Annotated in this window: 20 protein-coding genes; 7 read left to right on the top strand and 13 right to left on the bottom strand. The window is 65.8% G+C overall.

Going from position 1 to position 26,320, the window contains the following annotated elements; genetic code table 11:
* Positions 1–117: 117 nt before the first annotated feature.
* Both A9973_RS06680 and A9973_RS06675 read right to left on the bottom strand, forming a co-directional pair.
* Entirely contained in the window at positions 118–300 is a 183-nt protein-coding gene (locus A9973_RS06680; protein ID WP_183012942.1) for a Flp family type IVb pilin, read from the bottom strand.
* A 119-nt stretch (positions 301–419) separates the two neighbouring features.
* Complete coding sequence (locus A9973_RS06675) at positions 420–1,250, bottom strand: MHYT domain-containing protein (RefSeq protein WP_183012941.1); 831 nt, start codon at positions 1,248–1,250, stop codon at positions 420–422.
* A gap of 490 nt (positions 1,251–1,740) precedes the next feature.
* Between A9973_RS06675 and A9973_RS06670 the strand changes: the two genes are divergently transcribed.
* From A9973_RS06670 to A9973_RS06660, 3 genes are all read left to right on the top strand, one after another.
* Entirely contained in the window at positions 1,741–3,450 is a 1,710-nt protein-coding gene (locus A9973_RS06670; protein WP_183012940.1) for a ShlB/FhaC/HecB family hemolysin secretion/activation protein, read from the top strand.
* A gap of 346 nt (positions 3,451–3,796) precedes the next feature.
* The gene (locus A9973_RS06665; RefSeq protein WP_183012939.1) at positions 3,797–5,461 is read left to right on the top strand and encodes a collagen-like triple helix repeat-containing protein; all 1,665 of its coding nucleotides are present in this window, start codon (positions 3,797–3,799) and stop codon (positions 5,459–5,461) included.
* A 27-nt stretch (positions 5,462–5,488) separates the two neighbouring features.
* Positions 5,489–6,037 (top strand): MarR family winged helix-turn-helix transcriptional regulator, encoded by a 549-nt coding sequence (locus A9973_RS06660; RefSeq protein ID WP_183012938.1) that lies wholly within the window; start codon positions 5,489–5,491, stop codon positions 6,035–6,037.
* Between the two features lie 76 nt (positions 6,038–6,113).
* Here the strand turns inward: A9973_RS06660 and A9973_RS06655 are convergent, their stop codons facing one another.
* The 7 genes from A9973_RS06655 to A9973_RS06625 form a co-directional block, all read right to left on the bottom strand.
* Positions 6,114–7,814, bottom strand: a complete 1,701-nt coding sequence (locus A9973_RS06655) for an ABC transporter ATP-binding protein (RefSeq protein WP_183012937.1) — start codon at positions 7,812–7,814, stop codon at positions 6,114–6,116.
* On the bottom strand, positions 7,811–9,325 hold the full coding sequence (locus A9973_RS06650) for an ABC transporter permease (protein ID WP_183012936.1): 1,515 nt from the start codon (positions 9,323–9,325) through the stop codon (positions 7,811–7,813). The genes A9973_RS06655 and A9973_RS06650 overlap by 4 nt, the downstream gene beginning before the upstream one ends.
* A gap of 5 nt (positions 9,326–9,330) precedes the next feature.
* Positions 9,331–10,308, bottom strand: coding sequence for an ABC transporter permease (locus A9973_RS06645; RefSeq protein ID WP_183012935.1), 978 nt, complete (start codon positions 10,306–10,308; stop codon positions 9,331–9,333).
* Positions 10,305–12,539: an ABC transporter substrate-binding protein gene (locus tag A9973_RS06640; protein ID WP_183012934.1), complete on the bottom strand. Its 2,235-nt coding sequence runs from the start codon at positions 12,537–12,539 to the stop codon at positions 10,305–10,307. Before A9973_RS06640 ends, A9973_RS06645 begins: the two co-directional genes overlap by 4 nt.
* 105 nt (positions 12,540–12,644) lie before the next feature.
* The gene (locus tag A9973_RS06635; RefSeq protein ID WP_183012933.1) at positions 12,645–13,325 is read right to left on the bottom strand and encodes a thermonuclease family protein; all 681 of its coding nucleotides are present in this window, start codon (positions 13,323–13,325) and stop codon (positions 12,645–12,647) included.
* Positions 13,326–13,413: 88 nt separating this feature from the next.
* Positions 13,414–14,442: a magnesium and cobalt transport protein CorA gene (locus A9973_RS06630; RefSeq protein ID WP_183012932.1), complete on the bottom strand. Its 1,029-nt coding sequence runs from the start codon at positions 14,440–14,442 to the stop codon at positions 13,414–13,416.
* Between the two features lie 65 nt (positions 14,443–14,507).
* Positions 14,508–16,610 carry an ATP-dependent helicase gene (locus tag A9973_RS06625; RefSeq protein WP_183012931.1) on the bottom strand — a complete coding sequence of 701 codons (2,103 nt, stop codon included), beginning with the start codon at positions 16,608–16,610 and terminating at the stop codon, positions 14,508–14,510.
* A 130-nt stretch (positions 16,611–16,740) separates the two neighbouring features.
* Between A9973_RS06625 and A9973_RS06620 the strand changes: the two genes are divergently transcribed.
* Positions 16,741–17,637, top strand: coding sequence for a DUF72 domain-containing protein (locus A9973_RS06620; protein WP_183012930.1), 897 nt, complete (start codon positions 16,741–16,743; stop codon positions 17,635–17,637).
* A 24-nt stretch (positions 17,638–17,661) separates the two neighbouring features.
* Here A9973_RS06620 and A9973_RS06615 read toward each other — a convergent pair whose 3' ends face one another.
* Positions 17,662–19,155: a PLP-dependent aminotransferase family protein gene (locus A9973_RS06615; RefSeq protein WP_370539449.1), complete on the bottom strand. Its 1,494-nt coding sequence runs from the start codon at positions 19,153–19,155 to the stop codon at positions 17,662–17,664.
* Positions 19,156–19,251: 96 nt separating this feature from the next.
* Between A9973_RS06615 and A9973_RS06610 the strand changes: the two genes are divergently transcribed.
* The 3 genes from A9973_RS06610 to A9973_RS06600 all read left to right on the top strand — a co-directional run bounded on the left by A9973_RS06610 (position 19,252) and on the right by A9973_RS06600 (position 23,078).
* On the top strand, positions 19,252–20,514 hold the full coding sequence (locus A9973_RS06610) for a 4-aminobutyrate--2-oxoglutarate transaminase (RefSeq protein ID WP_183012929.1): 1,263 nt from the start codon (positions 19,252–19,254) through the stop codon (positions 20,512–20,514).
* Positions 20,515–20,640: 126 nt separating this feature from the next.
* Complete coding sequence (locus tag A9973_RS06605; protein WP_183012928.1) at positions 20,641–22,107, top strand: NAD-dependent succinate-semialdehyde dehydrogenase; 1,467 nt, start codon at positions 20,641–20,643, stop codon at positions 22,105–22,107.
* A 116-nt stretch (positions 22,108–22,223) separates the two neighbouring features.
* Entirely contained in the window at positions 22,224–23,078 is an 855-nt protein-coding gene (locus A9973_RS06600) for an inositol monophosphatase family protein (protein WP_183012927.1), read from the top strand.
* Positions 23,079–23,215: 137 nt separating this feature from the next.
* Here the strand turns inward: A9973_RS06600 and A9973_RS06595 are convergent, their stop codons facing one another.
* From A9973_RS06595 to galE, 3 genes are all read right to left on the bottom strand, one after another.
* Positions 23,216–24,034, bottom strand: coding sequence for an NAD-dependent protein deacetylase (locus A9973_RS06595; protein ID WP_183012926.1), 819 nt, complete (start codon positions 24,032–24,034; stop codon positions 23,216–23,218).
* 57 nt (positions 24,035–24,091) lie between these two features.
* Positions 24,092–25,039 (bottom strand): serine O-acetyltransferase EpsC, encoded by a 948-nt coding sequence (epsC, locus tag A9973_RS06590; RefSeq protein ID WP_183012925.1) that lies wholly within the window; start codon positions 25,037–25,039, stop codon positions 24,092–24,094.
* A 183-nt stretch (positions 25,040–25,222) separates the two neighbouring features.
* Positions 25,223–26,317 (bottom strand): UDP-glucose 4-epimerase GalE, encoded by a 1,095-nt coding sequence (galE, locus tag A9973_RS06585; RefSeq protein WP_183012924.1) that lies wholly within the window; start codon positions 26,315–26,317, stop codon positions 25,223–25,225.
* Between the last annotated feature and the right edge of the window lie 3 nt (positions 26,318–26,320).

Below are 26,320 nucleotides of genomic sequence, written 5' to 3'. Positions count from 1 at the left end.
CGATAATTCAAAAATCCAGACTTCAAGACCGCTTACAGAAGCCAGTGAACAGGTCAAGCAGCCCGCCTGTCGGGATGGCCCCAGGGGCCATCGCGACATGGACCGGCTTGCCGGGCGTTAGATTGCCCCGCCCTGGGAGGTAAGCTTGGCGCCCAAGTCTGTGAACAGAGTGGTCAGGCCTCCGGTAAAGAAGCCTATTGCAGCGATGATCGCCACCGCCATCAGCCCGGCGATCAGCCCATATTCCAGGGCAGTGATGCCTTCTTCGTCATTCCAGAACTGCGCAAGTTTCGCTTTCATGTCGAGCTCCTAACACTCGATTGATAATTGAGCGGCGCCGTGGTACGACACCAGCCCCCTATGCCCGGAACTGCTTGCTTTGCGAGAGCGTTCCTACCCGCGCACAATCCGGGGCCCTGCTAACCCGGCCCTAACGTGGACCCTGGCACCTTGCCAGGCTCCGACACCGGTGCCGATTCAATAATGGAGTCGATCCGTTGCGCCATCCGGGCGCGAAACCGGGTCGATGCCCGCTGCAACTGCCAACGCATGATCAACAGCGTGACGGCGGACAGCGCAAAAGCGATATACGGCAACATGAGCCCGCCGATTTGCAGGCTGGAATACTCACGAGGGGTTGTGCAGATAACCGTGCCGGCAGCCGCGCCGGTGTAATGCATGCCACACACGGCTATCGCCATCAAAATGGCGGCTCCGCCGCGCTGAAACTCATTCTGCGTATTGAAAGCCAACCACAGCGCGGCTGACGCCGCGATTACCGCGATAAGCACCGATAAAACAACCATCGGCAAATTCCAAAGCAATACGGCCGGCATGCGCATGGCGCCCATGCCCAGATAATGCATCGCGGCGACGCCCAGGCCGGCGGCAAGGCCACCCACCAGGCAGCGCCCGAAAGTGAAGCGGTCGCGGCCGACATACCAGAATGCCCACCCCGAAAAGCCGGCGGCGACGATGAAACTCAGTATGGTGAGGCCGAGCTGATAGCCCACGTCGAAAGGCAGGTTCTGCGCCTGCATGCCAATGAAATGCATGCTCCAGATACCTACCCCGCCCATGGCGACTGCGCCGATGAGGATGTAACCGATGCGTATTTCACCGTCCTGGGTTTCGGTGCGGATACCCACTGCGGCAAGCAACGCCACATACGAACCCAGCACCGCGGTCAGGAACGACAGCGCCACCAAACCGGCATGGAATGAAAGGGGAACAATGTCACCCGGGTTCATGAACGGCCCCAATCAAATATTCTGGAATCGTGGCGTTCCGCCGGCAGGCATTTCCGAGAAGTACTGCGGTCACACGCGCCCATCTTGTGGACTCCCGATAGCCTGAAAACCGATGTGTTTTGATACGTTTATATAGTCTTATCTATTAACATTTAATACACATCAGGGTTTATACCCATATTCACAATACTCAGGCAACAGACATGTAACGGATATCCCAAAATTCATATCAATCTTATTAAAAACCCCTAGTTAACCCTGACATTCCCTATGTGAAGTCATTCCAGGACAATTCGCAATGTTGTTATCTTGTCGTTTCCGACTGGTCACACTGAAATAAATTGTCATTATCATAGGTGGCTGGCACCATACCGCCTACGGCGCACGGAAGCACTTTTTACCAATGCTATGTCCCTCAATATGTTCAATATTTAATGAATATCGAATACGTGGCGGGACAGCGCCTGCAGAAATGAGAGACATAAAAGGCATGAGACGCACGTACCCGGCAAGTCCGCTTACCCTCGCCCTTATCTGCGCCCTTGCCTTCAGCGCGAATGCGCGCGCGGACGGGCCGCTGCGAGGAAACCCCGTTGACTCGCTTCCGCGGCTGGAAACGCCGCCCGGCGCCAAGCAGCCACCTCCCGTCGTGGAAACCGCCACGCCCGAACAATTGGCGTTGCAAGCCAGGTTGGCGCAGCGCATCGTGCCGCTCAATTTCGACGTGAGCGGCGTCCACGCCATTCCTTTCGACGAGGTCTCGGGCATTCTTGCGCCGTTGTCAGGCAAAGAAATCAGCCTGGGCGAACTGGTGCAGCAGGTCGACAAGATCACCCAGCTGTACCGCGACAAGGGATATCCGCTGTCGTTCGCGCTGGTGCAGAACCAGACGTTCGCCAACGGGCTGGTGGTCGTGACGGTGGTCGAAGGCTATATCGGAAACGTGCGGATCGAAGGCGATATCGGCAACGCGCTGGACCGCCTGGAAACGCTGGCAGGCCCCTTGAAAGAAGACCGCCCTTTGCAGCAGGCCACGCTGGAACGCCAGCTGAATCTGATGCGCACCGTGCCGGGCGTGAAATTCACGCCCAATCTGGACCTGCCGCGCCGCGCGGATGGTGCGACCGAACTGGTGCTGACGGCCACCCGCCAACCGGTGAGTGTGACCGGCGGCGTCGCCGATCTTGGCACCGGCATGCAGCCGCTGGTCAACGTGGGCACCAATAGCCTGACGCCGCTGGGCGAGCAGGTGAAACTGACCGCATCCATCCCATTCAACACCGACGACGTCAAATATGTCATGGGCGAGGTCCGCGTGCCGATCGGCCCTGACGGTTTGGCCATCAAAGTCGACGGTTATCACTATGACGCCAAACCCCAGGACGATGCCATCGAGTACCTGGGATTCGAGCGCCGGGTGAAAAACGACCGTATCGGCGTCGGCGTCAGTTATCCGTTCTTATTGAACAACACGCGTTCCTTGACGGGCACGCTGGGCGTCTACGCGGCCAACTCGAAGGACCGCTACGACTCGCGCACCTCGGATCTGTGGCTGCAGCAGGATGCGCGCGTACGCGCCGCCAATGCTGAACTCCGATATATCCAGGTTTCTGAAAGCAAAACGACAGACGTTACTGCTAGCGTGTCCAAGGGCTTTGATGCTGCAGGCGCGAAAAAGGACATTTCGACCAACTATGGGTATTCGGCCACGCCGGTCCTTGACCTGGATTTCACCCGCTACAACCTGAATGCAAAACAAACGTTTGCGTTGCCGGCGCAGTTTGGACTGACGTTTTCGGGCGCTGCCCAATACTCCAGCAATATCCTGCCTTCGTCAGAGCAAGTCTCTTTCGGCAGTTGGAGATATGCCATGGGCTACGCGCAAGGCGAGCAGAGCGGCGACAAGGGCGTCGGCGTATCGGCCGAGGTCAACCGCCGGTTCGGCACGGGTTGGGAATACCTGTCGAGCGTGCAGCCGTATGCCTTGGTGGACTATGCGCGCACCTGGTACAACAACAAGGGCTTGCAGGAGATTAACCAACGGCACTTGTCGTCGGTCGCCCTGGGCTTGCGGTTCACGGACGACAAATACTATCTGTTTGATTTCAACGTGGCCAAGCCGATCGGCTCGGCCTCGGTCAACAACGACCGCGACGTGCGCTTCAACGCCAACTATTCCCTGTTCTACGACGCTTTCTGAACCCGGGACCATTCCCTCTCGACTGACCGGCGCCTGTTTTCACAGGCGCTTTTTTTTGCGCATCCCACACACCGCGTTACGTAACGTCGCCCGTAACGTAACGGGAAATAACCTGCCATTCGTAACATTCGCAGGGTTTTTGCGGTCGCAAAAATGAGGGTTTCCCAAGATTGGGGCAAACCCTCGATCCCACCACCAAGCCATTGATTTATATGTATTTTATTTTTCCTTAAATACCAATCGAGGGCCGAAATTCGGGCGCGGGAAAAATGTTGGCACGGTTTATGCATGTAGAGACGTATCGGGCAGTTTCATCGCCTGACCTATCCAACCCGAGGAGCTCGCCATGTATACCCAAGTCGAAGCAAAGCGCTTTCAACGTATTTTGACCTCCACCGTCATGGCCGCTGCTCTGATGAGCGCGCTGGCTGCCTGCGGCGGCGGTGGAGGCGGCAGCAAGTCAGCCGGCCTGCCGGGCACCGATATCCCGACCAATCCGGGCGGAACCAATCCGGGTGGTACGAACCCCGGCGGCGGCACTCCCGGCGGCACCGATCCGAACAATCCGCCTGTCAATCCCGTGACGACCGGCCTGCTGCAGACCACGCTGGGCAACACCGGCAAAGCCGTCGACAACACCCTGCCCCTGAATCTGAGCACGACGCTGGGCGGCGTGGGCAAGGCGCTGGATCCCACCGTGGCGCCCATCGCCAATACCGTTGTCGGGCTGACGCAGCAAGTGGGCGCCACGACCGGTTTGGGCCAACCCGTGGACGGCGTCACCAAACAAGTGGGCGGCCTGGTCAGCGACCTGGGCACCACCGTCAAGGGCACCGGCCTGCCGGGCGGACTGAGCTCCGGCCTGGGCGGCCTGGTCGATGGCTTGGGCAAGACGGTCGCCAGCACCGGCGGCCTGCTGAACGCCGACCCCGCCAATCCGCAACCGCTGACGACCATCCTCGGCAACGCCACGAACGCCGTGGGCGCATTGACCACGGGCCTGTCCGGCCAAGGCGGCCTGTTGAACCCGGTGACCCAAGCCGTCGGCGGCGTTACCGGCGGCGTGCTTGGCGGCCCGTCCAAGCCGATCCTGGAACCGGCGCTGGGCAATGTCGGCAAGACCGTGGACAACGTGCTGCCGCTGGGCCTGCAGCCCACGCTGGCCGGCATTGGCGCCGCGCTGGATCCCACCGCCAGCCCGCTGGCCGGCACGGTCACCGGCCTGACGCAGCAACTGGGCGCAACCACCAAGCTGGGCGCGCCGGTCGCCGGGCTGCTGTCGAACCTGGGCGGCACGCTGGCTTCGGCCGGTAGCTCGTTGCCGGGCAATACGGCGGGCCTGAACGGCGTGCTGCAAGGTCTGGGCGGCGCTGTCACCAGCGCGGGCGGCTTGCTGAATGCCTCCGCCGCCAATCCGAACCCGCTGGGCGCGACGTTGGCCAACGCCACCGGCGCGGTCGCTTCGTTGACCGGTGGACTGGGCCTGGGCGGCGTGACGGGTGGCCTGACGGGCGGCGCTGGCGGCACCGGCGGTTTGTTGAGCCCGATCACCGGCATCCTCGGTGGCGTGGGCGGCGTGGGCGGCACTCCGGCTGCGGGCGGCGTAGGCGGGCTGCTGGCGCCCGTGACCGGCTTGCTGGGCGGCGTGACCGGCGCAGTCGGCGGCACAACGGGGGGCACGGCCAACGGCGGCCTGCTCGGTGGTCTGCTGGCTGGCGTGACCGGCGGCGCTACCGGCGGCACTACCGGTGGCGCGAATAATGGCGGCCTGTTGGGCGGCTTGCTGGGCGGCGTGGTCGGCGGTGTCTCGGTCGGCGCGACGACGGGCACGGGCGCCAGTGCAGGCGCCAGCGCCGGCGGCGCAGCTGGAGCGGGCACCCCCAACGGCGGCTTGCTGGGCGGGTTGCTGGGCGGCGTGACGAGTGGCGTGACCGGGTCGTCGACGACCGGCGGCGCGACGAATGGCGGCCTCCTGGGTGGCCTGCTGGGCGGCCTGTCGGCCAAGAAGTAATCCCCTCATCCGCAACGGAGCGACACCATGCTGCAACAAGAATCCATCGTTCACCATGAGCATGTGACCGTGATGCCTGAATCTCGCACGAGTGACCTGCGCCCGGGAATGCTTGACGATATCGCCCTGATGCTGGGTCGGCAGTTTTCGGTGTACAACGCCGCATGCCAGTCGGCCCTGGCGGAAAAGCTGAGTATCCCCCTGGCGGATCTGAAGGCGCTGGAACTGGTGATGGAGTTCGATGCCTTGCCTACCGGGCAACTCGCCCAGCTGATGGGAATCAGCTCCGGCGGCGCGACCGCCTTGATCAACCGGCTGGAGGCGGCAGGCTATGTGCAGCGCGGCCGCCACCCGCTGGATCGCCGGATGATCGTGATCCGGCCGGTCGAGGAGCAATGCCAGCACCTGTCCCAGGAGCGGCAGTGGATCACCGAAGCGGTGATGCTGATGGCGCGCCGCTACGACACAACCGAGCTGGAGACCGTGCACGCCTTCCTGGCGCAATGCGTCCGCACCTTGAGGCACGACACGCTGGTTTGGCTGGAGACGCGCAGCGCGCATCTCGACGATCACTGACCCCGATCTTCGCGCGGTACGCCGACCGCCCCGCACGCCCTGATCCGAAAGGTTCAGGGCGTGTTTTTCATGGGAATCAAGCGGGCGGCGCGCCGAACTGCAATCGCGGAACCGCCGCCAGCAGCCGGCGCGTCAGATCCTGGCGCGGCGCATGCAGCACAGCGTCGGCCTGGCCCAGTTCGATGATGCGTCCGCCGTCCATGACGGCGATCCGATCCGCCAGATATTCGACCACGCCGAAATTGTGCGTGATGAACAGATAGGCGATGCCCAGTTCGTCCTGAAGCTCGCGCAGCAGGTCCAGGATCTGCGCCTGGACGGAGACGTCGAGCGCGGAGGTGGGTTCGTCGCAGATCAGCACTTTGGGCTCAACCGCCAGCGCCCGCGCGATCGCGATGCGTTGGCGCTGGCCGCCCGAGAATTCGTGCGGATAACGCGTCAGCGTGTCGACCGGCAGGCCCACCCGCTCGATCAATTGCGCTGCGTGCGCGGCGCGCGCCTCCTTGCCCATGCCGCGGCGCAGGGAGGCCAGGCCTTCGTCCAGGATGTCGCCCACCCGCATGCGCGGGTCCAGCGAGGCGTAGGGATCCTGGAACACGATCTGGATGTCCTGGCGCAAATCGCGTAGCGTGCGGCGGTCGGCCGACAGGGCGTCCTTGCCCTGAAGCATCGCCCGGCCGGATATCCGGGCGCCTTCGATCAGGCGCAGTAGCGCCTTGCCGGTCGTCGTCTTGCCGCAACCGGATTCGCCCAGCAGCGCCAGCGTTTCGCCCGCCCGCAGCGAGAAGGTCACGCCGTCGACCGCCTTGACCCACGACACGATCCGGCGCAACGGGCCTTTTCGCACGGGGTAGTGCACCTTGAGGTCTTGCACGTCCAGCACCACCTCGCCGGCTTGGCGCGCGGCGCGCTTGCCCGCCAGAATGACGTCTTCACGCGCAATGGCTTCGCGGCGCTGCGCCGTTAGCGGAACGCCCCGTTTTTCAAAGGTCGGGATGGCCTCGAACAATTGCCGCGCGTAGGGGTGCTTGGGGGCACGGAAGAATTCCTCGGCGCTGGCGCTTTCGACGATTTCCCCGCCGCGCATAAGCGCCACGTGATGCGCCACATTCTTCACCACCGCCAGATCGTGCGTGATGAGCAGCACGGCCATGCCCATTTCCCGCTGAATGTCCGCCAACAGGTCCAGGACTTGCGCCTGCACCGTGACGTCCAGCGCGGTCGTCGGTTCGTCCGCGATCAGCAACAGGGGCTCGGCCGCCAGCGCGATGGCGATCATGACGCGCTGCTTCTGCCCGCCCGAGAATTGGAACGGATAGTCGTCCACCCGGCGCTCGGGTTCGGGAATGCCCACCCGCCGCAACCAGTCCACCGCGCGGGCGCGCGCCGCGGCGCCGCGCAGGGGCGTGTGCGCCGTCAACGTTTCGATGATCTGGTCGCCGACCCGCATCACCGGGTTCAGGCTCGTGGACGGCTCTTGAAAGATGATGCCGATCCGGCCACCGCGCACGCCGCGCATGGCGCTTTCGGGCAGGCGATTCAGGTCTTGGCCGTCCAGTTCGATCTGCCCGCCGACGATGCGGCCGGCGTCGGGCAGCAGCCGCAGCAACGCCAGCGCCGTCATGCTCTTGCCGCACCCGGATTCGCCGACCAGCGCAAAGGTCTGCCGCTGGGAGATGGCCAGCTGCAGCCGCTTGACCGCGTGCGTCATGCCGCTTTCGCCGGCGATATCGACATCGAGCCCTTGCACCTCGAGCAACAGCGCATCGCGGCTCATGGCGCTTCTCCCGATTTGGACGCGCGCGGTTCGGCCGCCAGCGCCGGCGCCGGACGGCGGCCCAGCAGACCGCCCAGGCGCGCCATGCGGCTGGGCTTGTAGCGGCGCGTGCGCGGATCGAAGGCGTCGCGCACGGCATCGGCGAACAGGTTGGCCGCCAGCACCAGCGCCAGCATGAAAATGAAAGCGGTCATCAGGCTCCACCAGATCATGGGATCACGCGACATTTCCAACCGGGCGCCATTGATCATGGAGCCAAAGGAATTCATGCTGGGATCCACGCCGATGCCCAGGTACGACAACACGGCCTCGTAGAGCACCAGGCCCGAGAACTCCAGCACCACGGTGATCAGCACCAGGTGCGCGACGTTGGGCAGCAGGTGGCGCGTCATGATGCGCCAGTGCGACACGCCGAACGCGCGGGCCGCCTGCACGTATTCCAGTTCGCGCAGCTTAAGCGTTTCCGCGCGCAGCAGGCGGCACAATCCGGCCCAGCCCGTCAGGCCGAGGATCATGCAAAGCAGGAACAGCCGCAGGTCCGCGCGGGCGACGGAGGTATCGAACAGGTCGGAATTGTTGTCGATGTAGACCTGCATCATCAGCGCGCAAGCCGCCACCAGCAACACCCCGGGAATGGACGTGATGGTGGTGTACAGGTATTGGATCGCGTCGTCGACCTTGCCCTTGAAGTACCCCGCCGCGATGCCGAAGACGATGGCGGGCGGCAGCATGGCGATGGTGGTCAGGCTGCCGATGACCAGCGCGGTGCGGATGCTCTTGAGCGCCTGCCACAGCACGTCGTTGCCGATGCGGTCGGTGCCCAGCGCGTGATAGCCGCTGGACAGGCCCGCCAGCGCGCCGGCCGTCAGGCACAGCAAGGTGAACGTGACCGCCATCGCGCGCCAGGGAATATCCGACTGACCGCCAAGCAGTTGGCCCGCAGCCTCGGATGCCGAACCCGCCCGCCGCGTGAGGCAGGCGTACAGGATCGCCGCCGCCAGCAACGCCACGCCAAGTCCGGCGGCCAGGCCCATCCCCAGGCGCTTGAGGACATCGCCCGCGTACTCTTGTTCGACGTCGGACAAATGAGTGGCCGCGCCGCGCAAACGGGGATAGTCGCGCACCGGCTTGCCGTCGACCACCATGCTTTCCTTCAGGAACAGGTTGGCTGCAAGCGGCTGCGAATAGTTCTTTTCGGGGCGGGTCAGGACGGTGCCCGACAAGAGGCCGTCCAGCGCCGATTTGACGACCGGCGCATAGACCGGCGGCGCGCCGGCGGCGGCGCCTGGCACCGGCGGAAGCAGCGGACGGTAATGCACGGAGTCCAGCAGGCCCACCAGGCCGAACGCGACCAGGACCACAGCCGAGCACATGGCAGGCGTGTCGCGCGCCACGCGCGCCCACGTCGCACGCAGGTTCGGACTGCGGCGCACGTGCCAGACGTAGGCCAATGCGCTGAGCGCCATCAGCCACAGCGCGACATCGGTCCACAAGAAAACGATCTTTGGCATGGCGGCTACTCGAAACGGACGCGGGGATCAGCCAGCGTGTAGGAAATATCAGCCAGGATCAGCCCCACGATATAGAGCGCCGCGCCCAGGAACACCATGGCCCGCACGACGGAGAAGTCCTGCGCGTTGATGGCGTCGATGGTGTAGCTGCCCAGGCCCGGGATGCCGAAGAACGATTCCGCGATCAGGCTGCCCATGAACAGCAGCGGCAAGGCGGCGACCGTGCTGGTCAGGATGGGCAGCATGGCGTTGCGCAGCACGTGTCGGAACAACACCACGCGTTCGGCCAGCCCCTTGGCGCGCGCGGTGCGCACGTAGTCCTTGCCGATTTCTTCCAGGAACAACGTGCGGTAGAAGCGCGCCTCAGGGCCCAGCCGGGAGACGATCGCGACCAGCACCGGCAGCGCCAGGAACTTGACGACGTCGAGCCCGCCCGCGAAGCCCGAGAACGGCACCAGGCGCATGAGCTTGGCGAAGACCCACTGGCCCGCGATGATGTAGAACAGGCTGGATATCGACAGCAGCAGCACGCACACCACCACGCCCCAGAAATCCAGCCGCGTCGCCCGGAAATACACCAGCGTCAACGAGAAGACGATGCTGACGAAAAGCCCCAGGATGAAGGTGGGCACCGCCAGCGCCAGGCTGGGGCCCATCCGGGTTTTGATTTCGCGGCCGATATCGCGGCCGCTGTCGGACGCACCGAACTCCATCACGAGCAAAGGCACCGAGCGCTGGTAGAAGACGGTATCGGTCAGCTGGGCCGCCCCTTCCGCCCGGGCGTTGAAGAACAGCGGCTTGTCGTAGCCGCGTTCGACCTTCCATTTTTCCACCGCGTCCTGGCTGGCGCGCTGCCCGCCGATGGCCAGGCGCGCCATGTCGTCAGGCGTGTTGACCGCGAAGAACAGAATGAAGGTGAAGAGGTTCACGCCGATCAGAATCAGCACGCCATACAGCAGCCGGCGGATCACGTAGCCGATCATGATTGATGCTCCTTACGGACGCCCGGACCAAAGGCCGTCTGGCGTTCGCGGCGCTTGAGCGCGACGTAGGACGGCCAGATCGCCAAGGCCAGCAACAGCACGAACAAGCCGATCGGCCACCACCTGGGGAAATTCCATTCGTCGATCTTCTGCTGCCGCAGCGCGGGGTCGAGCTTCAGGTATTGAAGCGTGTTGCGAACCATCTGCGTGGGCTTGGCGTTGCCAACCCACTGCTGGTAGGCGCCCCCCGACATCGGAAAGTACCCGAACATCCAGGGCGCGTCGCGCTGCACGATGTCCACCATCCGGGCGATCAGCTTTTCCTTTTCAGGACCGTCATCCAGGAATTTCATCTGCTCGAACAGCTTGTTGAACTCGGGGCTGTCGTAGTTGGCCGCGTTTTCACCGCCGCCCTTGGCCTTGGCGTTCGGGCCGTACAGCAAGAACAGGAAATTTTCGGCGTCGGGATAATCGGCGTTCCAGCCCCACAGGAAGATCTGCGCCGCGCCGCGCGTCATCTTGTCCTGGAAGCGGTTGTAGTCGGTGGAGCGCAGATCCAGCTGCACGCCGATCTTGTTCATCTGGCGGCGCATCCAGTCGAACTGCGGATTCGATCCGCCGCCCTGCATGGCGTCGTAGTACAGCACCAGCGGCGCGCCCGTCTTGGCGCTGCGGCCATCGGGATAGCCCGCTTCGGCCAGCAGACGGCGGGCGACATCGACGGACTTGCGCACGGGCTTGCCATCGACCAGGTCGTACACGACGGGGTTCACGCCTTCGGGAGGCTCGCGGTAACCCAGCACGCCCGGCGGCACCGGCCCTTGCGCCACCGACGCCTGGCTGTTCTCGAACACCGCCACGTATTCTTCCCAGTCGAACACGATGCTGATGGCCTGGCGCAGCTTGCGGTTCTTTTCCGCCTGCTCGGGCGTATCGCCCTTGCCCACCACCGGGTCCATCCAGTTGAAACCCATGTACCAGTTGGCCGTTTCGACGGTCGTGGGCAGCCGGATGCCGCGTTCGCGGTACTGCCTGGCCTTGTCCTGGCTGTCTCCGGCGGCGACCAGCATCGCGACGCCATACTCGCCGCGCTCGATCTGCGGTGCGTCGTAATAGCCCTGCATGAACTTGCCGATCAGCGGGATGGCTTCCTTTTCCAGGCTGAAGACGGCGCGGTCGATGAAGGGGGTGGGCTTGCCGCAATCGGCCAGCAGGCCGGCGGCCTTGTCCCCCGCTTGGCCGTCGCAAGGATAAGGTTCGCCATGGAAATTGGGGTTGCGCACCAGCACGTGGCGGCGGTTCGGCAACGATTCGGCCAGCATGTAGGGGCCGGTCCCCACGGGCCACGTATTCAGCGACAAGTCGTGCGAGGCCATGCCCGGCTGATTGTAGAAACGGTCGGCCTCCCAGGGGATCGGCGCCGTGAATGTCATGGCCAGCCAATATTTGAACTGGGGATACTTGCCGTTGACGCGGATGCGCAGCGTATGGGGATCCAGCGCCTGGACGCCGGTGAAGCCGTCGGCTTCGCGCAGGTCCAGCCAGGGCGGCGTGCTGCCCCCGGGCAGGTCGCGCCGCATGTCGCGGTCGCGCTGCCGCAGGCGGTCGCCGTAGTCCTTCATGCCCTGGACGTGGTCGGCCATCACCGAATAGATCGGCGACACCACGCGCGGGCTGGCCAGGCGGCGGAACGCATAGACGTAATCGGCGGCCGTGAGCTCGCGCGTGCCGGTGCGCGGAAAATCGGGAATGTAGAACTTGTCGTCGAGCTCGCCTGCAGCCATTGGGAAATAGTCGTAGCTGCCGTCGGTCTTGCGGGCGAATGCCGGGTGCGGCTGAAAGCGCACGCCGGGGCGGATCTTGATGTCGTAGACGCTTTCGGCGATCTGTTCGCCCGGCGCGTCGGCGGGCAGCGTGTTGCCCTGGGCATCCAGGTAGACCGGCGGGGTGATGGATTCGGCCGAGCGCGGCACCAGTTCGTAGGGCCGTTTCAGGTAGTGATAGCCATACAACGTCTCATAGATGTTGTATGTATATGGCGTTTCGTCGACGGAATAAGAGCTGGCCGGGTCCAGATACTTCGGCGAACGCTGCGTGAACGCGGAGTAGAACGTGTTCTGGCCTTCCGCGCCGGACGGATAGGGGCTGTTGATGGGGCTTTCTTGCGAGCAGCCCGCCACTGCCAGCAACAGCAGCGTGGCCGTCGCCCAGAGCCGCTTCAATGCACGCATGGAAACCTTCCCTTCAAATCGTTGCGACAGAGGATAGCAAACGCGGGACGGAGCCAGTACCCAGGCATCCCCCTAGCGGACGCGCCAGCGCCTGGCGCGCCCGGCTCAACCGCACTGGCGCTGGCGCCAGCAGTCGTAGCGCCATTTCCAGGGTTGCATGGCGCCCTGCTGCACCCACAGGCCGCGGCCGGCGTCCTTGGCCTGGCGTTGCAGGTCGGGCATGGCCTTGTCGCGCAGGTAGTCGCCCTTTCTGGCCGTATAGGCCCAGGCATAGCCGGCTTCCACTTGCAGGCGGTTGGCCGAACGGCCGTCTTCCAGGATCAGCGCGCACACGTCGCGGCCGTACTGGTCTTTTTCGTAGCATTGGGCGGTGACCGTCTTGCCCGCCACCAGGCTGGCCAGGTTCTTGCGCGACGCCTCGGCATAGGGCTGCCCGGGCTGGTCGGCGCCATGGCCCTCTTCCGGCGCGTCGATGCTGTCCATGCGGATGCGCCGCTGGCCGTCCGGAGCGCGCAGCGTGACGGTATCGCCGTCCGCCACGTTGACGACAGTGCCGGTCAGCGTGTAGCTGCCTTGGGGCACCCCGCCCGCCAATGCCGGCCCCGGGCGGGACGGCGTTTGGTTCCGGGATTGGGATTGCCCCGCTGACGGGGACGCGGACGGACGGGATTCGTCGCGCCCGGAAGGTTGCAGCCAGTTGACGATGGCGCCTGCCGCCGCGAGGATCAGGGCGACGATCAGGGCGGTCAGCTTGTTGCCGCCGCGAAAGGAAGGTTTGCCACGCACCGGCCGGGCTCCAGGTTAGAAACGCAGGAAGTGTGCCATACCCCGAACCGCTCTGGCCGCCTGGCGTGCGGAAAACGACCGCCCGGCCCTACAGCCAGCCCGATTTGCGGAAACGCCAATACAAGATGGAACAGACCGACACGATGACGCCCAGCGTGATGGGATAGCCCCACGGCGACTTCAGCTCGGGCATGAACTCGAAGTTCATGCCATAGATGCCCGCGATCGCCGTCGGCACGGCCAGGATGGCGGCCCAGGACGCCAGCTTGCGGGTAGTGTCGTTCTGCGCGGCCTGGCCGATCATCAGGCTGGCTTCAAACGCGAAGGCCAGCGACTCGCGCAAGGCGTTGAACAGCTCGTCCACGCGCAGCACGCGGTCCGCGACTTCGCCGAAATAAGGCCGCGCGTGTTCGTCCACGGCGGACATCTCGACCCGCGCCAGGCGACGGCAGATCTCGGTCATCGGCGACACCACGGTGTGGATCCGCAGCAGGTCCCGGCGCTGGCGGTAGAGCCTGCGGATGTCGGAATCCTTCGCGCCCCGGATCAGCAGCTTCTGCTCGGCCCCTTCGACCACGCTTTCGATTTTTCCGGCCGCGGCCACATAGCGGTCGACCAGCCAGTCCAGCACTTCGGACGCCACGTAGTCGCTGCCGCGCTTGAGCAGATCGGGCGAGGCCTCCAACCGTTCCCGCAAGGGGCTATGGGCGGCCGTCGCGCCGCGGCGCACCGTGACCAGGAAGCCGTCGCCGATCAACAGCTGGGTTTCGCCGAAGATCGGGCGTTCGGCCTCGACCTCGACCGTGATAGTCACGATCAGGACCATGTTGCCGTAGTCGATGATCTTCGGCCGACGGTGCGGCTCCAGCATCTCTTCCTGGTTCTTGCCGCAGGCGCCGAGTTCCCCGGTGACCCGGGCCAGCAATTCGGGCGTGGGGTTGCGCAAGCCGATCCACAGCATGCCGGGCGGCTGGCCCTGGGGTTGGCCGTTGTACCGGCTGATGTGCTGCCCGACTTCGTCGATGGGCACTTCACGGTCGCGTCGCCCGTTCACATAGGCGATCGACGCGACGACCTCACCCTTGTGGGCGTCGGCGAAACTGGCTTCATCGGACATGGACTACCTCTGGCAATGCGATCCCTACCGGACAGCTTATGGGCATCGGCCGATGATAGCCCAGCCTAGGAGAACAGGCTGCGCACCCGCTTGGTCACGTCGATGCTGGGCGCCTGCGGTTCCTTGGGCTGGCCGCCCGGCAGGTCGGGCAGCGCGGGCGGCTTGGGCAGGTGGTCGAACAGCGGCAGCATCGCATTCGTGATGTAGCGCGTGCGCGATCCGTAGACGTGGCGGTCGCCCATGCCCGTCTGCTGGTGCACGTAGAAGCGTTGCGGCACGATCAGCTGCAAGCGCTCTTTGGCGCGGGTCATGGCCACATACAGCAGGCGGCGCTCTTCTTCGATTTCTTCGGCGGTGCCCGTGCTCATGTCGGACGGGATGCAGCCGTCGACGACGTTCAGCACATAGACGGCCTTCCACTCCTGGCCCTTGGCGGAGTGAATGGTGGACAGGATCATGTAGTCCTCGTCGCGCGACGGCGCACCGGATTCGTCGCTGGTGGCGTCCGGCGGGTCCAGCGTCAGCTCGGTCAGGAATCGCTCGCGCGAGGGGTAGCCCGCCGACAGCCGCACCAATTGGTCCAGATCGGTCTTGCGCACCCGCGCGTCGTCGTACAGGCGCTCCAGTTGCCCGGCGTACCAGCGCAGGGCCAGGTCGACGTCGGCCGGCCAGCGCAGGCCGGGATCGCACAGCGCCGCATAGGTATCGGCGAACGCGCCCCACTCTTCCTGCGCCGCCGCCCCCGGCTTGAATTCACGCAGCGCGCGCAGGGGCTCGGCGGATGCGGACATGGCGTCCATCAGCTTGCCCGCCGTGGCCGGGCCGATGCCGGGCATCAGTTGCGCCACGCGGAACCCCGCCATGCGGCCGCGCGGGTTTTCCGCCCAGCGCAACAGCGATAGCAAGTCCTTCACGTGCGCGGCCTCCAGGAAGCGCAGGCCGCCGAACTTCACGAAGGGGATATTGCGGCGGGTCAGTTCCAGTTCCAGCGCGGCGCTGTGGCTGGCCGTGCGGAACAGCGCCGCCTGCGATTTCAGCGTGGCGCCGCCTTCGCGCTGGGCCAGCACCTGATCGGCCACCCAGCGCGCCTGCCCGGCTTCGTCGCTGACCGACACCAGTTCGGGCAACTGCGACGAGGCGCGATCGGTCCAGAGGTCTTTGGCGAAACGTTCCGTCGCCAGCCCGATCACCGCGTTGGACGCGTTCAGGATGGGCTGCGTGGACCGGTAGTTGCGGTCCAGCGTGATGACGCGCGCGGGCTGGGGAAACTGGCCCGGGAAGTCCAGGATGTTGCGTACCGTCGCGGCGCGGAAAGAATAGATGGACTGGGCGTCGTCGCCCACCACCGTCAGCCCGCGGCCGTCCGGCTTCATAGCCAGCAGAATGGCCGATTGCAGCCGGTTGGTGTCCTGGTATTCGTCGACCAGCACATGGTCGAAGCGCGCGCCCACGTCCGCGGCGATGCCGGGGTCGGACATCATCTCGGCCCAATACAGCAGCAGATCGTCGTAATCCAGCACCTGCTGGTCCTGTTTGGCGGCGACATAGCCCCGGAACAGGTTCTTCAATTCGTCTTCCCATTGTGCGCACCAGGGGAACGACGTCTTCAGCACGTCGGCCACCGGCGTCTGGCTGTTGACCACGCGCGAGTAGATGGCCAGGCAGGTGCCTTTCAGCGGAAAGCGCGACTTGGTGGACGACAGGCCCTGTTCGTGGCGCACCATGCCCATCAGGTCTTCGGCGTCGCCACGGTCATGGATGGTGAAGGCTTCGGACAGGCCGATGCGCAGCGCGCAGTCGCGCAGCAACCGCGCGCCGATGGCATGGAAGGTGCCCGCCCAAGGCAGGGACGGCGCTTGCTGCGACCCGCGCAGGTTCATGACCCGTTGCAGCACCGACCCCACGCGGCGGTCCATTTCCTGGGCCGCGCGCCGCGAAAAGGTCAGCAGCAGCATGCGCTGCGGGTCGGCGCCGTTCAGGATCAGGTGCGCCACGCGGTGGGCCAGCGTGTTGGTCTTGCCCGCCCCGGCCCCCGCGATGACCAGCAGCGGGCCGCCGTCGCCCGGCGCGCCGCCAACGCCGAATTCGGCGGCTTCGCGCTGGGCGGGATTCAGGTCGGCCAGGGGGTCGGGACGGCTATTCGAAGAGGCGGGGCTGTGATCGGGCATGACGCTTTAAGGGGCCCGCCTGGCATGTCGAGGGAACAGGACGGCAGGCCAAATGACTGGCTATATATCCAGCTATCATAGCAGCGTGGCCGGCCGCGGCCACGCCCCCGGAACCCCTGATCCTTCCCCCATGCGCATCCTGACCGGCACCGCCTCCTGGACCGATCCCACGCTGCTGGCCTGCCGGCGCTTCTACCCGCCCGAGGCGCATAGCGCCGAAGCCCGGCTGCGGTTCTATGCGTCGCGGTTTTCCATGGCCGAAGTGGATTCCAGCTACTACGCCCTGCCCTCGGCGGAAAACGCCTACCTGTGGGCGCAGCGCACGCCGGATGATTTCGTCTTCAACATCAAGGCCTTCCGGCTGTTCACCGGCCACCAGACGCCGCTTGCCGCGTTGCCCGCCGACATCGGCCGCGAGCTGGCCGACTGGCCGGACCCGGTCATCTATCACGACCAGATGCCCGCCGACCTCTGCGACGAACTCTGGCGCCGCTATCAATTGGCGCTGGAACCGTTGCGGATGCCGGGCAAGCTGGGCGCGGCGCACTTCCAGTTCCCGCCGTGGATCCGGCGCGATGCGCGCGGCCGGGCGCGCGTGGCCGATTGCGCGCGGCGCATGCAAGAGCACCTGATCTCGGTGGAATTCCGGCACCCCAGCTGGTTCGAGACCCCTGCCGCCACCGCCGACACGCTGGCGTTCGAACGCGATCTGGGCGTGGTGCACACGGTCGTGGACGCGCCGCAGGGCGTTGACAACACGGTGCCCGCCGTTTGGGAAAGCACCCATCCCGATCTGGCGCTGCTGCGCCTGCATGGACGCAACGCGGCCGCCTGGAACGTGTCCGGCGCGGCTTCGTCGGGGCGTTTCCAATATGAATACACGGAACAGGAACTGGCCGAACTGGCCGAACGCTTCTCGCGCCTGGCGACGCAAAGCGCGCAGGCCCATGCCGTGTTCAACACCAATTTCGAAGACCAGGGCATGCGCAACGCCGCCGCGTTCGCGTCCGCGTTGTTGCCGTTTTGAAGCAGCGGCGCCAGCGCGGACCGCTCAGGCCGCTGCCGGCTTGCGGGCGACTTCCGCCAGGCTTTCCAAGAGCACTTCGAACTTGCGCGCGATGTCGTGCTCGGGCACACAGGCGTAGCCCAGCAGCAGGCCGGGCCGCCGCCCTTGCGCGTTGACGTAATACCGTGACAACGCGCGCGTCAGCACGCCTTTGCTGCGCGCCACATCCACCACGCGCAGGTCGTCCATGTCCTGCGGCAGCGTCAACACCAGATGCAAGCCGGCCATGCTGGCGTCGCGGTGCAGCCAATCCGGCCCCAGCCGCCGTTCGATCAGGTTGACGAGCATCGCGCGGCGCCGGCCGTACAGCATGCGCATCCGGCGGATATGCGCCGCGTAATGACCTTCGGAGATGAACGTCGCCAACGCCGCATGGGTCATCAGGTGGCCCTCGCGGTAGAGCTCCGCATGCGCCGCCTGGAAGGCCGCGGTCAGCGGCTTGGGCAAGACCAGATAGCCCACGCGCAGACCCGGATACAAGGTCTTGCTGAAGGTGCCCATGTAGATGACGGGCGCGTCAGGCTCCAGGCCCAGCAGCGACGCGATGGGTCGGCCTGAAAAGCGGAACTCGCTGTCGTAGTCGTCTTCGATGATCCAGCTGCCGCATTGCCTCGCCACGGCCAACAGCTGCCGGCGGCGCGTCAGCGACATCACCGGGCCCAGCGGATACTGGTGCGAGGGCGTGACGAAGATGAAACGCGGCGGCGTGCCCACGGCATCCGGCAGGCGCATGCCCTCTTCGTCCACCGGAAGGTGCACGGTGCGCAGGCCGTTGGCTTGCAGGATGGTGCGGGCGCCCCAATAGCCCGGATCCTCGACCCAGGCGGTTTCACCGGCTTCGCCCAGGATGCGGGTCGTGAGGTCGATGGCCTGATGGGACCCTTCGGTGATGATGATCTGATCGGGATCGCAATCGATGGAGCGCGTCAGCGCCAGATGCTGGGCCAGTGCCTCGCGCAGCGCCGGCAGGCCGCCGCCGTAGGCGTAGGTCAGCAGGTCGGGCGACGGGTTGCGCCACAGGTTGCTGACGATGCGGCCGAATTTCTTGTGCGGGAACTCGGTCAGGTCGGGCACGCCGGGCATGAAGGCGCCCCATTGGTAAGGCGAGGCCGACACGCCGTCCACGATGGCCGCGCCGCGCGCCGACAGCGCAGGCCCGGGCTGCTGGGGCGGCGGCTGGCGCAGGCGGCGGCCGCTGGCCAGGTAGGAATCCGGCACCGACGCGTTGACGAAGGTACCGTTGCCCTGGCGGCTGCGCGTATAGCCTTCGGCCAGCAATTGGCTATAGACGTGGACGACGGTATTGCGGGCGATGCCAAGCTCGGCCGCCAGGTCGCGCGAGGCCGGCAGGCGGGAGTCCGCCGCGATGGCGCCATCCAGGATCGCTTCACGGATGCCGCGATACAGCCGCTTGTTCATGGGCTCGCTGGATCCGTCGGCCAAGCGCAGCAACAGCAAGTCACCTACAATGGACCGCAATTGGTTCTACCTGTTTTATCAAAGTGGTTCCCACAAATGGGGCCATCGTAGCATTAAATAAGGTTTTTCCCGCCCACCACGTTCCCCGAGGCAGAGATGAAGAATCAGGACTTGAATACCCGCCGTTCCCTGGCCACGCCGCGCGGCGTCGGCGTCATGTGCGACTTCTACGCGGTGCGCGCCGAAAACGCCACGCTGTGGGACGCCAACGGCAAGGAATACATCGATTTCGCAGGCGGCATCGCCGTCCTGAACACCGGCCATCTGCACCCCAAGGTCAAGGCCGCCGTGTCCGCCCAGCTGGACAACTTCACGCACACGGCCTACCAGATCGTGCCGTATGAAGGCTATATCTCGCTGGCCGAACGCATCAACCGCCTGGCCCCCATCGACGGCCTGAAGAAGACCGCCTTCTTCACCACCGGCGTCGAAGCCGTTGAAAACGCCGTCAAGATCGCACGCTCGGCCACCGGCCGGTCGGGCGTCATCGCCTTCTCGGGTTCGTTCCACGGCCGCACGATGCTGGGCATGGCGCTGACCGGCAAGGTCGCCCCCTACAAGCTGTCGTTCGGCCCCATGCCGGGCGACATCTATCACGTGCCGTTCCCCAACGGCACCCAGTCCATCACCGTCGCCGATTCGCTCAAGGCGCTGGACCTGCTGTTCAAGTGCGACATCGACCCGAAGCGCGTCGCGGCCATCATCATCGAACCGGTGCAAGGCGAAGGCGGCTTCAACATCACCCCGCCTGAACTGATGACCGCGCTGCGCAAGCTCTGCGACGAGCACGGCATCCTGCTGATCGCCGACGAAGTGCAGACGGGCTTCGGCCGCACCGGCAAGCTGTTCGCGATGGAACACCACGCGGTGCAGGCGGACCTCATCACGATGGCCAAGAGCCTGGGCGGCGGCTTCCCGATCTCGGGTGTGGTCGGCCGCGCCGACGTCATGGACGGACCGGCCGCGGGCGGCCTGGGCGGCACCTATGCCGGCAACCCGCTGGCGGTCGCCGCCGCGCACGCCGTGCTGGACGTGATCGCCGAAGAAAAGCTGTGCGAACGCGCAACCGTGCTGGGCGACAAGCTGCGCGCCCACCTGGAAGGCCTGCGCGCCAAGGTGCCCGGCATTGCCGACGTGCGCGGCCTGGGTTCGATGGTGGCCGCGGAACTGAACGACGCCGCCGGCAAGCCGGACGCCGAAGCCGTCAAGCGCGTGCAAGCCCGCGCGCTGGAACAGGGCCTGATCCTGCTGAGCTGCGGCGTCTACGGCAACGTGCTGCGCTTCCTGTACCCGCTGACCATCCCCGACGCGCAATTCGACCGCGCGCTGGCCATCCTGTCCGAGGCCCTGGCCGCGTGATGTTCCGGGCCTGAACACCCGATCTTCGGTTGGGCAGGCATGGCAATTGCGGGCGTGTTGCGGTTTACCGCCACGCCCGCAGCCGTTTCCTGGCCCGCTCGCATTTCATTCAAGGAGACTCCGATAATGACCGCATTGACTCACCCCCTGTCGCGCCCTGAACTGCTGCGCGACGCCTGCTATATCGACGGCAAATGGGTAGGCGCCGGCAGCGGCGCGTCGATCCCGGTGGACAACCCCTCCACCGGCAAGACCATCGTGTCCGTGCCCAAGCTGGGCCGCAAGGAAACGGAACAGGCCATCGCCAGCGCGCAGGCCGCGCTGCCGGCCTGGAGCGCCAAGACCGGCAAGGAACGCGCCGCGATCCTGCTGAAGTGGGCGCAGTTGATGATGCAGAACCAGCAAGACCTGGCCGCCATCATGACGTCCGAACAGGGCAAGCCCGTGACCGAAGCCGCCGGCGAAATCGCCTATGCCGCCTCGTTCCTGGAGTGGTTCGCCGAAGAAGCCAAGCGCATCGACGGCGATGTGCTGCAAAGCCCGAAGGCCGGCCAGCGCCTGCTCGCCTTGAAGCAGCCCATCGGCGTCACCGCCGCCATCACGCCGTGGAATTTCCCGGCCGCCATGATCACCCGCAAGGTCGGCCCCGCCCTGGCCGCCGGCTGCACCATGGTCGTCAAGCCCGCCCAGCAGACCCCGCTGACCGCACTGGCGCTTGCCGTGCTGGCCGAGGAAGCCGGCGTGCCGGCTGGCGTGTTCCACGTCATCACGGGCAGCTCGCGCGAGATCGGCGCGGCCCTGTGCGAAAGCGAAGTGGTGCGCAAGCTGAGCTTCACCGGATCGACCGAAGTCGGCCGCACGCTGATGGAGCAATGCGCGCCCACCATCAAGAAGCTGTCGCTGGAACTGGGCGGCAACGCGCCCTTCATCGTGTTCGACGACGCCGACCTGGACCGCGCCGTGGACGGCATCCTGGCCTCGAAGTACCGCAATGCCGGCCAGACCTGCGTGTGCGCCAACCGCATCTACGTGCAAGCGGGCGTGTACGAGGAAATCGCCAAGCGCCTGGTGGCCAAGGTCAACGCCATGAAGGTGGGTGACGGCTTCACCGACGGCGTGACCCAGGGCCCGCTGATCGACGCCAGCGCCGTCGAGAAGGTGCAGGAGCACATTGCCGACGCCACGTCGCACGGCGCCCGCGTGATCGCCGGCGGCAAGCCGCATGCGCTGGGCGGCACGTTCTTCGAACCGACCGTGGTGCGCGACGTGACGCAATCGATGCGCTTCGCGACCGAAGAGACCTTCGGCCCGGTGGCCCCGCTGTTCCGCTTTGAAACGGAAGCGGAAGTCATCGGCATGGCCAACGACACCATCTTCGGCCTGGCCGCCTACTTCTTCACCCGCGACTACGCCCGCATCTGGCGCGTGTCCGAATCGCTGGAGTACGGCATCGTCGGCATCAACACCGGCCTGATCTCCAACGAAGTCGGCCCGTTCGGCGGCGTCAAGCAATCCGGCCTGGGCCGCGAAGGCTCGAAGTACGGGATCGAGGAATACCTCGAAATCAAGTACTTGTGCGTGGATTTGGGCTAAATCCGGCAGATACTTCCTGCACAGCCGGAAAAAGTCCTTTCGTTCCAGGGACTTGCAAATCGCGATCAAATGCCGCTCAGGCGTGATAGATTTGCGCGTTCCCTGGACGAGTCAGTATGAGCAGAACTTTTACCCGCGAGGACACCCGCAAGCTTGCCGGCGTGCTGGCCGAAACCGCCCTGGCGGAGGTCATGCCGCGCTACCGCAACCTGCCGGAAGGCTCGGTGCGGGGCAAGAGTTCACCGCGCGACCTGGTGACCGATGCGGACGAGGCGGCTGAACGGCTGATCGCCGCCCGCCTGGCCAAGCTGCACCCCGGCGCCGTGCTGATCGGCGAAGAGGCGTCCGCGCGCAATCCCGCCCTGCTGAACATGCTGGTCGACGCCGACCTGGCCTTCCTGATCGACCCCATTGACGGCACCCGCAACTATGTGGCCGGCCTGCCGCTGTTCGGCATGATGATCGCGGCCTGCCACCGCGGCGACGTGATCGCCGGCGTCATCTACGACCCGGTCAACCGCGATTGCGCCCTGGCCGTGCGGGGCGAAGGCGCCTGGATGGAATACGAGAACGGCCGACAGGCGCCGCTGGCCGTCGCCAGCCCCGCGCCCCCCGAAGACATGGATGGCCTGATCGCCACGGGCGCGCTGCCCGAGCCGCTGCGCACCACCGTCAACGGCAACCTGTCGCGCCTGGGCAGCACGGCGTCGCTGCGCTGCGCGGCGCATGAATACCGGATGCTGGCCGCGGGCCATTGCCATGTGGCGCTGTACAACCAGCTGACGGCCTGGGACCACGCGGCGGGCTGGCTGCTGCACCGGGAGGCCGGGGGCTACGCCGCCCGCTTCGACGGGTCGCCCTACAAGCCCACGCACCGCACGGGCGGACTGCTGTACGCGCCGGACGCCGGCAGTTGGCATGCCGCTCGCAAGGCGTTGCTGGGCGACGCCATCGATCCCATCGAGGCTTGAAAAATCGGGGTTATCCCTAGGAATTATCCACAGTTCCTGTGGACAACCCTATGGAAAGGTCTGTAACAGCGCGAAAAATCCCTTACAGGGCAAGCACTTGCTTAGACCGGTCAAAAACCGGCCGGCAAAAATCGTGCCTACAGGGCGTCCAGCGCCACCGCGCAAGGCTGTTCCACCTTCAGGGTCAGCAGCGGATCGGCCCGCGTGCGGCCCAGATTGATGGCGGCGATGGGCATGCCGTTGCGGGATGCCGCAGTCACGAATCGGTAGCCTGAATACACCATCAGCGACGACCCGACCACCAGCACCGCGTCGGCGCTCATCAGGCCGGCGTTGGCACGGTCGACGCGGTCGCGCGGCACGGTTTCCCCGAAAAAGACCACGTCCGGCTTGACGATGCCGCCGCAGCGCGGACACGGCGGCACGGTGAACCGCGAGAAGTCCTCGCCATCCAGGTCGGCATCGCCGTCCGGCGCGTCCGTGGCGTCCAGCAACGTCCATTCGGGGTTGCCGTGCTGCAGTTCTTCTTGCCAGGCCTGCCGGCCGCCGCGCCAGTCGCAGTTCATGCAGCGCACCTCGTCCAGCCGGCCGTGCAGGTCCACGACGTCGCGGCTGCCCGCGGCTTCATGCAGTCCGTCCACATTCTGCGTGACCAGCACGGTGACGTGGCCGCGAGATTCCAGACGCGCCAGCGCGCGGTGGGAGTCGTTGGGCTTGACGCTGCCGAAGCGGCGCCAGCCGACCATGCTGCGAGCCCAGTAGCGGGCGCGCGCCAGATCGTCGCCCATGAACGTTTGCAGCGTCATGGGCGGCTTGCGCTTCCATTCGCCTTCGGTGTCGCGGTAGTCGGGGATGCCCGAATCGGTGCTGACGCCCGCCCCCGTCAGGACGAACAGCCGCGGGTGGCGGTCGACGAAGCCGCGCAGCGCGGCCAGATCCGAGACTCGTGTATCCATCCTGACTCCTCTGTCCTGGCCCGCCCGCGAGCGGCGCCGCGCGTTTGAAGGCGGCGTTCAGCCGCCCAGGCCGCAATCCGGCATGTCGCTGACCAGGCTGGCCTGCGTGACGTTGCTGCCCGGCGCCACGCTGCGCGTCAGCCAGACATTGCCGCCGATGGTCGACCCCTTGCCGATCGTGACGCGGCCCAGGATCGTGGCGCCAGCGTAGATCACGACATCGTCTTCGATCAACGGGTGGCGCGGCAGGCCCTTCTTGAGCTCGCCGTTTTCGCCGGGCGGGAAGCGCTTGGCGCCCAGCGTCACCATCTGGTAGAGGCGCACGCGGTCGCCGATGATGGCGGTTTCGCCAATGACGACGCCCGTGCCGTGGTCGATGAAGAAGCTGCGGCCGATGGTGGCGCCGGGGTGGATGTCGATGCCGGTGTCGGCGTGCGCGATCTCGGCCACGATGCGGGCCAGCATCGGCACGTTCAGGCGATACAGGACATTGGCCAGGCGGTGATGGATCATCGCCGCCACGCCGGGATAGCACAGCAGCACTTCGTCCACGCTGTGCGCCGCCGGGTCGCCTTGATAGGCCGCCGTCACGTCCAGGTCGAGCGCGGCGCGCACGCGCGGCAACTCGGCGCCGAACTGGCGCACGATCTCGATCGCGCGCCGCTGGGTATCGGCGGGGTCCGCGTGCTCGTGGCGACCGACGTACTGCAGTTCCAGACAGACCTGATGCAGCAGCGCATCCAGCGCCGCGCCGATCGTGTGCCCGACGTAGAAGTCCTCGACCTCTTCGCGCAGGTCGATGGGACCCAGGCGCATCGGGAACAAGGCGCCACAGAGGTCCTTGATGATCTGGCGCAGGCTTTCCTGCGACGGGAATTCACGCAAGCCCGAGTCTTCGCGCAAGCGGCCGCGCGGGCCGCGCCACGCGACGCGCGCTTCGCGCAGGCCGGACACGATGCTGTCCAGGTTCCAGTGGGCCGGCGGCAGGTGGGAGGGGCCGCTCATTGCCGCGGCTCCGGCAAGGCGCCGAACGGGCCGGCAGACGGATGGAGTTCAAACATGGGAGTGCCTCACTGACGGTGCACGGCCCTGGCGGACAGGCGGCCGAGCCATGTTGCTACGCAATAATCCCGTCAACTGTAACCGCTACCGCCCTTTTTCCGGAACCCCGCTGACACGTCACAGGGGTTATGCGGCGGCCTCACCGTGGCCCGGCTGAGCGCAGCAGCCAGTCCTTTCCTGACCAGTCGCCTCGTAGCCTTGCGGATTGCCTTGCTGCCAGCGCCAGCCGTCGGCGCACATGGCGGCCACGTCGTGCGTGCTGCGCCAGCCCAGCAGCGACGCCGCCAGCGCGGGGTCGGCCCACATGCGTTCAATATCGCCGGGCCGGCGCCCCTGCGTGCGCAGGGGGATGCGGCAGCCATTGACCTGTTCAAAGGCCCGCACCAGCTCCAGCACGCTGGTGCCCTGCCCCGTCCCCAGGTTCACCGCCACGAAGCCCGGATGCCCCTCGGAATACGACAAGGCCTGCACGTGGCCCTGCGCCAGGTCCATCACATGCAGATAGTCGCGCACGCCTGTGCCGTCGGCGGTGTCGTAGTCGTCTCCGAACACGCGCAGGAACGGCTGCCGGCCCACCGCCACCTGGGTGATGAAGGGGAACAGGTTGTTGGGCAGGTCGCGGGGGCTTTCGCCGATCAGGCCGCTGGGATGCGCGCCGATGGGGTTGAAGTAGCGCAGCGTGACCGCGCTGAAGGCGGGGTCCGCCGTGCAGACATCGCGCAGCATTTCCTCCACCATCAGCTTGGTGCGGCCGTAGGGATTGGTCGGCGCCAACGGATGCGTCTCGGTGAAAGGCAGGTACTGCGGTTCGCCATAGACCGTGGCCGACGAACTGAACACCAGCCGCGCGACGCCCGTGGCGCGCATGGCGCGCAGCAGCGCCATCGATCCCGCCACGTTGTTGTCGTAATACTTGAGCGGATCCGCCACCGACTCCCCGACCGCCTTGCAGCCCGCCAGATGCAGCACCGCTTGCACCGGCGCGCCCCGGTCCGCGGCGCCGGCCAGCACCGATTCCATCAGACCGGGGGTGCGGATGTCGCCCTCGATCAGCGGAATCGGCGCGCCGCACAGGCGTTCGGCCCGGCGCACGGCCTCGCGGCTGCCGTTGCTGAAGTTATCCAGCACCAGCGGCCGCTGGCCCGCCGCCAGCATTGCGACCAGCGTGTGCGTGCCGATATAGCCCGCGCCGCCCGTCACCAGCACATGCAGATCCGGCATGCC

It is taken from the genome of Achromobacter sp. UMC46 (genome assembly GCF_014170335.1).
Classification (GTDB): Bacteria; Pseudomonadota; Gammaproteobacteria; order Burkholderiales; family Burkholderiaceae_B; genus Achromobacter.
This window is presented reverse-complemented; position numbering and strand designations above follow the sequence as displayed.

Bases quoted from the DNA above. Each gene is read 5' to 3' on its own strand.
- A9973_RS06680 (WP_183012942.1), bottom strand. From the start codon at position 300: ATGAAAGCGAAACTTGCGCAGTTCTGGAATGACGAAGAAGGCATCACT.
- A9973_RS06675 (WP_183012941.1), bottom strand. From the start codon at position 1,250: ATGAACCCGGGTGACATTGTTCCCCTTTCATTCCATGCCGGTTTGGTG.
- A9973_RS06670 (WP_183012940.1), top strand. From the start codon at position 1,741: ATGAGACGCACGTACCCGGCAAGTCCGCTTACCCTCGCCCTTATCTGC.
- A9973_RS06665 (WP_183012939.1), top strand. From the start codon at position 3,797: ATGTATACCCAAGTCGAAGCAAAGCGCTTTCAACGTATTTTGACCTCC.
- A9973_RS06660 (WP_183012938.1), top strand. From the start codon at position 5,489: ATGCTGCAACAAGAATCCATCGTTCACCATGAGCATGTGACCGTGATG.
- A9973_RS06655 (WP_183012937.1), bottom strand. From the start codon at position 7,814: ATGAGCCGCGATGCGCTGTTGCTCGAGGTGCAAGGGCTCGATGTCGAT.
- A9973_RS06650 (WP_183012936.1), bottom strand. From the start codon at position 9,325: ATGCCAAAGATCGTTTTCTTGTGGACCGATGTCGCGCTGTGGCTGATG.
- A9973_RS06645 (WP_183012935.1), bottom strand. From the start codon at position 10,308: ATGATCGGCTACGTGATCCGCCGGCTGCTGTATGGCGTGCTGATTCTG.
- A9973_RS06640 (WP_183012934.1), bottom strand. From the start codon at position 12,539: ATGCGTGCATTGAAGCGGCTCTGGGCGACGGCCACGCTGCTGTTGCTG.
- A9973_RS06630 (WP_183012932.1), bottom strand. From the start codon at position 14,442: ATGTCCGATGAAGCCAGTTTCGCCGACGCCCACAAGGGTGAGGTCGTC.
- A9973_RS06625 (WP_183012931.1), bottom strand. From the start codon at position 16,610: ATGCCCGATCACAGCCCCGCCTCTTCGAATAGCCGTCCCGACCCCCTG.
- A9973_RS06620 (WP_183012930.1), top strand. From the start codon at position 16,741: ATGCGCATCCTGACCGGCACCGCCTCCTGGACCGATCCCACGCTGCTG.
- A9973_RS06610 (WP_183012929.1), top strand. From the start codon at position 19,252: ATGAAGAATCAGGACTTGAATACCCGCCGTTCCCTGGCCACGCCGCGC.
- A9973_RS06605 (WP_183012928.1), top strand. From the start codon at position 20,641: ATGACCGCATTGACTCACCCCCTGTCGCGCCCTGAACTGCTGCGCGAC.
- A9973_RS06600 (WP_183012927.1), top strand. From the start codon at position 22,224: ATGAGCAGAACTTTTACCCGCGAGGACACCCGCAAGCTTGCCGGCGTG.
- A9973_RS06595 (WP_183012926.1), bottom strand. From the start codon at position 24,034: ATGGATACACGAGTCTCGGATCTGGCCGCGCTGCGCGGCTTCGTCGAC.
- epsC (WP_183012925.1), bottom strand. From the start codon at position 25,039: ATGAGCGGCCCCTCCCACCTGCCGCCGGCCCACTGGAACCTGGACAGC.
- galE (WP_183012924.1), bottom strand. From the start codon at position 26,317: ATGCCGGATCTGCATGTGCTGGTGACGGGCGGCGCGGGCTATATCGGC.